Origin of the sequence: Vibrio scophthalmi LMG 19158, assembly GCF_000222585.1 — a bacterium.
Taxonomy (GTDB): Bacteria; Pseudomonadota; Gammaproteobacteria; order Enterobacterales; family Vibrionaceae; genus Vibrio; species Vibrio scophthalmi.
This window is the reverse complement of the sequence record NZ_AFWE01000027.1, coordinates 1-6106: the sequence shown is the minus strand read 5'-3', so window position 1 is coordinate 6106 and position 6106 is coordinate 1. Positions and strand designations below refer to the sequence as shown.

Annotated in this window: 6 protein-coding genes; 5 read left to right on the top strand and 1 reads right to left on the bottom strand. The window is 45.2% G+C overall.

Annotated elements, in window-relative coordinates:
- Positions 1 to 400: 400 nt before the first annotated feature.
- Positions 401 to 601, bottom strand: coding sequence for a hypothetical protein (locus tag RH88_RS01080; RefSeq protein WP_005592857.1), 201 nt, complete (start codon positions 599 to 601; stop codon positions 401 to 403).
- Positions 602 to 1082: 481 nt separating this feature from the next.
- Between RH88_RS01080 and RH88_RS01075 the strand changes: the two genes are divergently transcribed.
- The 5 genes from RH88_RS01075 to RH88_RS01055 form a co-directional block, all read left to right on the top strand.
- Positions 1083 to 2039: an AAA family ATPase gene (locus tag RH88_RS01075; protein WP_005592856.1), complete on the top strand. Its 957-nt coding sequence runs from the start codon at positions 1083 to 1085 to the stop codon at positions 2037 to 2039.
- An 8-nt stretch (positions 2040 to 2047) separates the two neighbouring features.
- Complete coding sequence (locus RH88_RS01070) at positions 2048 to 2965, top strand: DUF58 domain-containing protein (RefSeq protein ID WP_005592855.1); 918 nt, start codon at positions 2048 to 2050, stop codon at positions 2963 to 2965.
- 4 nt (positions 2966 to 2969) lie between these two features.
- Positions 2970 to 3431: a DUF4381 domain-containing protein gene (locus tag RH88_RS01065; RefSeq protein ID WP_005592854.1), complete on the top strand. Its 462-nt coding sequence runs from the start codon at positions 2970 to 2972 to the stop codon at positions 3429 to 3431.
- Positions 3432 to 4400 (top strand): vWA domain-containing protein, encoded by a 969-nt coding sequence (locus RH88_RS01060; RefSeq protein ID WP_005592853.1) that lies wholly within the window; start codon positions 3432 to 3434, stop codon positions 4398 to 4400.
- Positions 4393 to 6106 (top strand): VWA domain-containing protein (locus RH88_RS01055; RefSeq protein ID WP_005592852.1); only part of this gene is annotated, 1714 nt, incomplete at its 3' end. The genes RH88_RS01060 and RH88_RS01055, both read left to right, overlap by 8 nt.

Sequence of the window (6106 nt, the reverse complement as noted above, 5' to 3'; positions counted from 1 at the left end):
AGTCAGCCCCATCAATAATAACCAACGCGAACTCTACGTGAATATTTAAAAACAATAAAGCCTACCAACAAAACGAACTAATACTTTAGCATTAATTTAATAACATTTCATTTAACCCTTTAGAGTTACATTGACACAAATAACTTTAATAACAGAATAATCATCACAACAGGCTGATTTAAATAATTTTTTCAAACACAATAAAATCATGGTTTTATTTATCATCGAAAATAATTCAACCACAGTAAATTAAAATTTGAACTTTACTTCCATTTAAATCTTCTTGGTATCATTTCTTACAGCACTAGGAGTGAGGTAGATCGGAGCAGGCATTAAAAAGCCGAGCATCAATAAAAACTCGGCTTTTCGGGTTCGAGGACCAGTGGTTTAACCAGTCTTTTTAATGAACTGGCGCATCAGACTTAGCGTAAAACTGTCCAAAGTATTGCTCTAATACTTCAGGGGTCAATTCACCTGCAGCTTCTAAGCGCTTAAGCTCTGCCGCAATCTTTTTTTGCTCATCAATAGACGGTAGAGCAACTTCTGGCTCTTCGCTTATCTGCTGCGACATCAGTTCTAGTTCTTTTTCAAAATCACTCATGGACTTAAACTTACCTATACAAAATAACTCTATTGAGTGTACCCATTTAAGCTGCCTTATTCTAGCGTAATTGATGTCCATCACCCGGTACAACGTAGTAAAGATCGCTGTTCTGTAGCACCCTATCTACGTCAAACGTAATTCCCCCAAAACTGGCGGCCTAAGCCCTTACCATGGACCTAAATGGGCAACTGATTGTTATACTAACCATTATCTATTGCCTACAGAACGACAAAGCTTGTGTCAGAACACTCACTGTTAGGGAAAATTTATTGCCAGAAACCTAAGATTTCATAGATTATCTATTGCTTAACTCACTGATTATGATATCAAACATCTCTTACAATATCGGTTTTGGCTATGGATACATAATCTCGGCCATTAATGTGGCAATTTGGTGATAAAAACATCAAACAGGCCATTATGATGAAACCTTTCCTTTGGTACGGTGACTAAGTGGAAAACAAGGAGATCAACACCAATGACATCACAAGCCTTTGACCAATTACGACACTATCTAGAAAGCCAAGTCGTTGGGCAAACAGAATTAGTTAAGCAATTACTCGTTGCTCTATTGGCCGACGGACATATTTTGGTAGAAGGTCCTCCCGGACTAGCCAAAACTCGCGCCGTAAAATCGCTTGCAGATTGCATTGAAGGTGATTTTCACCGCATTCAATTCACCCCTGATTTACTGCCAGCAGACCTCACTGGTACGGATATTTTCCGTCCAGAAACTGGCGATTTTACCTTCCAAGCTGGGCCTATTTTTAACAGCCTAATTCTGGCAGATGAAATCAACCGAGCTCCAGCGAAAGTTCAAGCGGCGATGCTCGAAGCGATGGCGGAAAAACAAATCACGGCTGGCAGAAAAACCTATCCGCTTCCTGATCTATTTCTCGTTATGGCAACACAGAACCCAATTGAACAGGAAGGTACTTACCCGTTACCAGAGGCGCAATTAGACCGTTTCCTTTTACACCTCAATGTCGATTATCCTGATGCGCAAAGCGAACTGGCGATTTTGCGTTTAAATCGTGGCGAAGCAAAAGGTGACAAATGTATTGAGCCGCCGACATTAAGCCAAGCTGCTATTTTTGCAGCGCGACAAGAAGTACTCAATATTCATATGGCTGAAAGCGTTGAGCAATATATCGTTCGTTTGGTGATGGCAACCCGTCAACCAGATCAATACGACGTAACGCTGGCAAGTTGGATAGAGCTTGGTGTTAGCCCACGTGCAACTATCGCACTTGACCGCTGTGCTCGCGCCCATGCTTGGTTATCTGGCCGAGAGTTCGTTTCTCCAGAGGATGTTCAAGCAATGGCTTATCCCGTACTTCGTCATCGTTTATTACTCAGCTATCATGCACAAGCTGAAGGCACAACGGGTAACCAGGTGATTGAGCGCTTACTTTCTTTGGTTGGTAGCGCTTAAGGGTCATGATGGAACACAAGCTTCCCTTTGATGCCAATGGCGTCAATGTCACACTCGATGAGTTGCTATTTTATAAGCAGCAAAGCGTCAAATGGTTACCCCCGGCAAAAAGCCTGTGGTCGCAACTGCTTGGGCAACATCAAAGTCGTCAGTTAGGTCGAGGAATGGACTTTGCCGAAGTTCGGCAATATCAGGCTGGGGACGATATTCGCAGCATAGATTGGCGTGTCACGGCGCGGACAGGTAAAACTCATACCAAGCTGTTTAGTGAAGAGAAAGAAAAGCCAGTGGTCCTGTACCTAGACCTCTGCCCTAGCATGATATTTGGCTCAACGCTGATGCTCAAATCCGTAGTGATGATGCACATGGCAAGCCTTGTCGCATGGCTTACCATCGCGCAAAAAGACCGTATTGGTGCTGTGATTGATACTGGTACTCAACTGATTGAGATCAAGCCTAGCGCGCAAAATCGTGGGCCATTGGCCATTTTGCAGCAATTAATCACCCTTAATGAACAACAACTCGCCACAAACCAGCAAGATAGCGGACACAACTTATCGGCGGCATTCCAAGCGATCCATCGTCTTGCGCCGAAAGGAGCTGAAATTATCCTGATGAGTGATTTCATCCGCCTGACAAAAGAGGATGAACGCGGCTTATCAAGACTTGCACAACATAATCGCGTGCGCATGATTCACATCTCAGACCCGTTGGAGTTAGGACAAACTCCTTTCCGCGGAGTCGAACAAGTTTCCGATCGAAAGAAAACGCTTTGGCTTGATTTTTCGTCACCAAAAACCCGCCAACAACTTGAGTTGGCATTTACTCATAAACAACAAGGCTTAAAAACTCTCGCACACAAAACAGGGATCAGTTTTAGCGCCTTAACCAGTGCACAACCACTGTTACAGCAACTATCTGGATGAATGTATGACCAGCTCTAACAACGACACAGTATTACCTTTGAATGATTTACACTTACCGGATGTTCCATCCTGGTTTCCCCTTGCTTGGGGCTGGTGGGCAACCGCAGCTGCTGTCGTTCTTGTATTGTTATTGATTACCGTCTATTTGCGATGGCAAAAAAAACGCTTAGCGCCAAAGAAAACGGCGTTATTGCTGATCCCAAAAGAAAAACCTGCGGCGGCAATAGAGTTGGTTCGCCAAGTGGCACTTTGTTACTACCCGAGAGAACAAATCGCTCAGCTTACGGGGCGTGATTGGTACGTCTTTTTAGACTCACAAATTGATTCACCTTTATTTGAATCCAATTTTGAGCAATGGCAGAAGGTCCTTTATTCACGTCAAGCAGTCGAAAACAGCAACGAACTCGTTGAACATTGTTCTCAATGGGTCAATCAGGCATTACCGCCTAAAAAAAGGAGAGCCTAGTTGTTCAATATAGAGTTTGTCTGGTGGCCAGTATTACTGGCACTTCCTTTACCTTTGGTGATCTATTTTCTTGCGCCAAGAGTAAAGAATGCTGCGCCACTTTTCTTACCTTATCTACCCATTGCCGCTTCACAAGTCGCACCAAAACAATGGCTTGCTAAGACACTGGCAGCTGCCATTTGGGTTGCTGTGATCTTGTCGGCGGCAAGACCCGTTTGGTATGGAGAACCGATCATGAATCAACTCGAACATCGCGATATGATGCTTGTCGTTGACTTATCCGGTTCAATGGGTCAGGAAGACATGCTCTATCAAGGCGATTACATTGATCGCCTGACTGCGGTTAAACAGGTATTGAGTGACTTTATTAGCCAGCGAGAAGGTGACCGTTTGGGGCTGATCTTCTTTGCTGATCACGCTTATCTACAGACACCACTAACGCTCGATCGCAATGCATTGAGTAACCAACTCAATATGGCAGTACTGCGTTTAATTGGATCGAACACGGCGATCGGCGAAGGCATTGGTTTGGCGACCAAGAATTTTGTTGATAGTGAAGCCAAACAACGAGTGATGATTTTACTCAGTGATGGCACCAATACTGCTGGGGTTCTTGACCCTATTGAAGCGGCTAAGATTGCGAAAAAGTATGGCGTAACCATTTATACCGTAGGGGTTGGTGCCGGTGAAATGGAAGTGCGCCAATTGTTCATGACACGTACTGTCAATACTGCACAAGACCTTGATGAAGCGAGTTTAAAACAGATTGCTCAACTAACGGGTGGCCAGTACTTCCGTGCGCGAAATAGCGATGATCTCGCAAATATTTACGACACCATCAACCAACTGGAACCCATTAGCCAAGCCACTCAAACCTGGCGTCCACAACAAGAATGGTTTCGCTACCCATTGGCCTTAGCACTATTGCTGAGTGCCTTGTTGCTTGTGATTAGGAGAAATCATGTCTGAATTTGTTTTCCTATACCCTATCTGGCTAATAGGGGTTGCCGGCTGGTTGGCCTTAACTTATTGGCTATTTTCTCGTCGACGCACTCAAAGCCTGATTGCTCCGCACCTTGCCCAAGCACTCAATATGCGAGTCGCCAAAGCGTCAAAGCTAAAATACTATGTTATCGCTCTATCTGGAGTGCTGGCTTTTATTGCCCTTGCAGGGCCTAGCTTTAGCCAAATCGAAAAACCTAGCTTTACCAGCAATAGTGCCCGAGTGTTGATTTTAGACATGTCACTCTCGATGTATGCCAACGATGTCCAACCAAATAGACTGAGCCAAGCGCGCTACAAAGCGATGGATTTGCTCAAACAATGGCGTGAAGGTTCTACTGGCTTGGTAGTCTATTCTGCGGATGCCTATTTAGTTAGCCCACTCACCAACGACAGTAATACGCTAATTAGCCTCATCCCTAGCCTCTCGCCTGCCATCATGCCTTATCAAGGTGCCGATGCCGCCTCTGGGGTTAGACTGGCGATAGACACTTTAGTGAATGCAGGTTTTGCTCACGGCGACATTGTTTTAATCAGTGACGATCTCGACAATCACGAAACTCAAGCTATTGATGCGCTTATCCAAGATTCGCCGTGGCGTCTTAGTATCTTAGGGGTAGGTTCTTCTTCTGGCGCGCCCATTCCTTTGCCTAATGGTAGCCTACTCGAAAATGGTACTGGGAATACGGTAGTCGCTAAAACAGATTTCGGCAACATGCAGCAAGCTGCGCGATTAGGAAACGGTATTTTTGTTTCAGTTCAACCAGACAACAGCGACATCAATGCTATTGCAACCATGACCAACCAAATTGAAAGCGCTGAGAAAAGCGCTTCAGACAATCGTGTTCGTGACAGACAAAACAGCGGCTATTGGTTAACTCTCGTACTGGTTATCCCTGCTTTATTTCTATTTCGTCGAGGAAGTGTCTTCGCTGTGCTTATTGCGCTGCCTTTGTTAATGCCGTCCCCAGCCGCACAAGCTAACCCTTTTCTCACCGATGATCAGCAGGCTCATCGGTTATTTGAACAAGAACAATATCAACAAGCGGCAGATTTATTTAAAAATCAACGCTGGAAAGGGGCCGCGCAATATCAAGCCGGTGACTATGAGAACGCGATTAAATCTCTGCAATCTTTTGATGATATTGACAGCCAATACAACTTGGCGAACTCACTCGCGCAAGCGAAGCAATACCAGCAAGCCATTGATAAGTATGAGCAGGTATTGGCGACAGATCCTAATTATCAAGATGCACTACGCAACTTAGAGACAGTGAAAAAAGTGCTCGAACAGCAACAGCAACAGCAACAGCAACAGCAACAGCAACAGCAACAGCAACAGCAACAGCAACAGCAACAGCAACAGCAACAGCAACAGCAACAGCAACAAAATGGTCAAGAATCACAACCATCGAGTCAAGAACAATCAGAGAATGAGCAGTCTCAGCAGTCTCAGCAGTCTCAGCAGTCTCAGCAGTCTCAGCAGTCTCAGCAGTCTCAGCAGTCTCAGCAGTCTCAGCAGTCTCAGCAGTCTCAGCAGTCTCAGCAGTCTCAGCAGTCTCAGCAGTCTCAGCAGTCTCAGCAGTCTCAGCAGTCTCAGCAGTCTCAGCAGTCTCAGCAGTCTCAGCAGTCTCAGCAAGCCGAGAATGCGATCAAGCTCAGGCAAGCAAGCG

Bases quoted from the DNA above. Each gene is read 5' to 3' on its own strand.
- RH88_RS01080 (WP_005592857.1), bottom strand. From the start codon at position 601: ATGAGTGATTTTGAAAAAGAACTAGAACTGATGTCGCAGCAGATAAGC.
- RH88_RS01075 (WP_005592856.1), top strand. From the start codon at position 1,083: ATGACATCACAAGCCTTTGACCAATTACGACACTATCTAGAAAGCCAA.
- RH88_RS01070 (WP_005592855.1), top strand. From the start codon at position 2,048: ATGGAACACAAGCTTCCCTTTGATGCCAATGGCGTCAATGTCACACTC.
- RH88_RS01065 (WP_005592854.1), top strand. From the start codon at position 2,970: ATGACCAGCTCTAACAACGACACAGTATTACCTTTGAATGATTTACAC.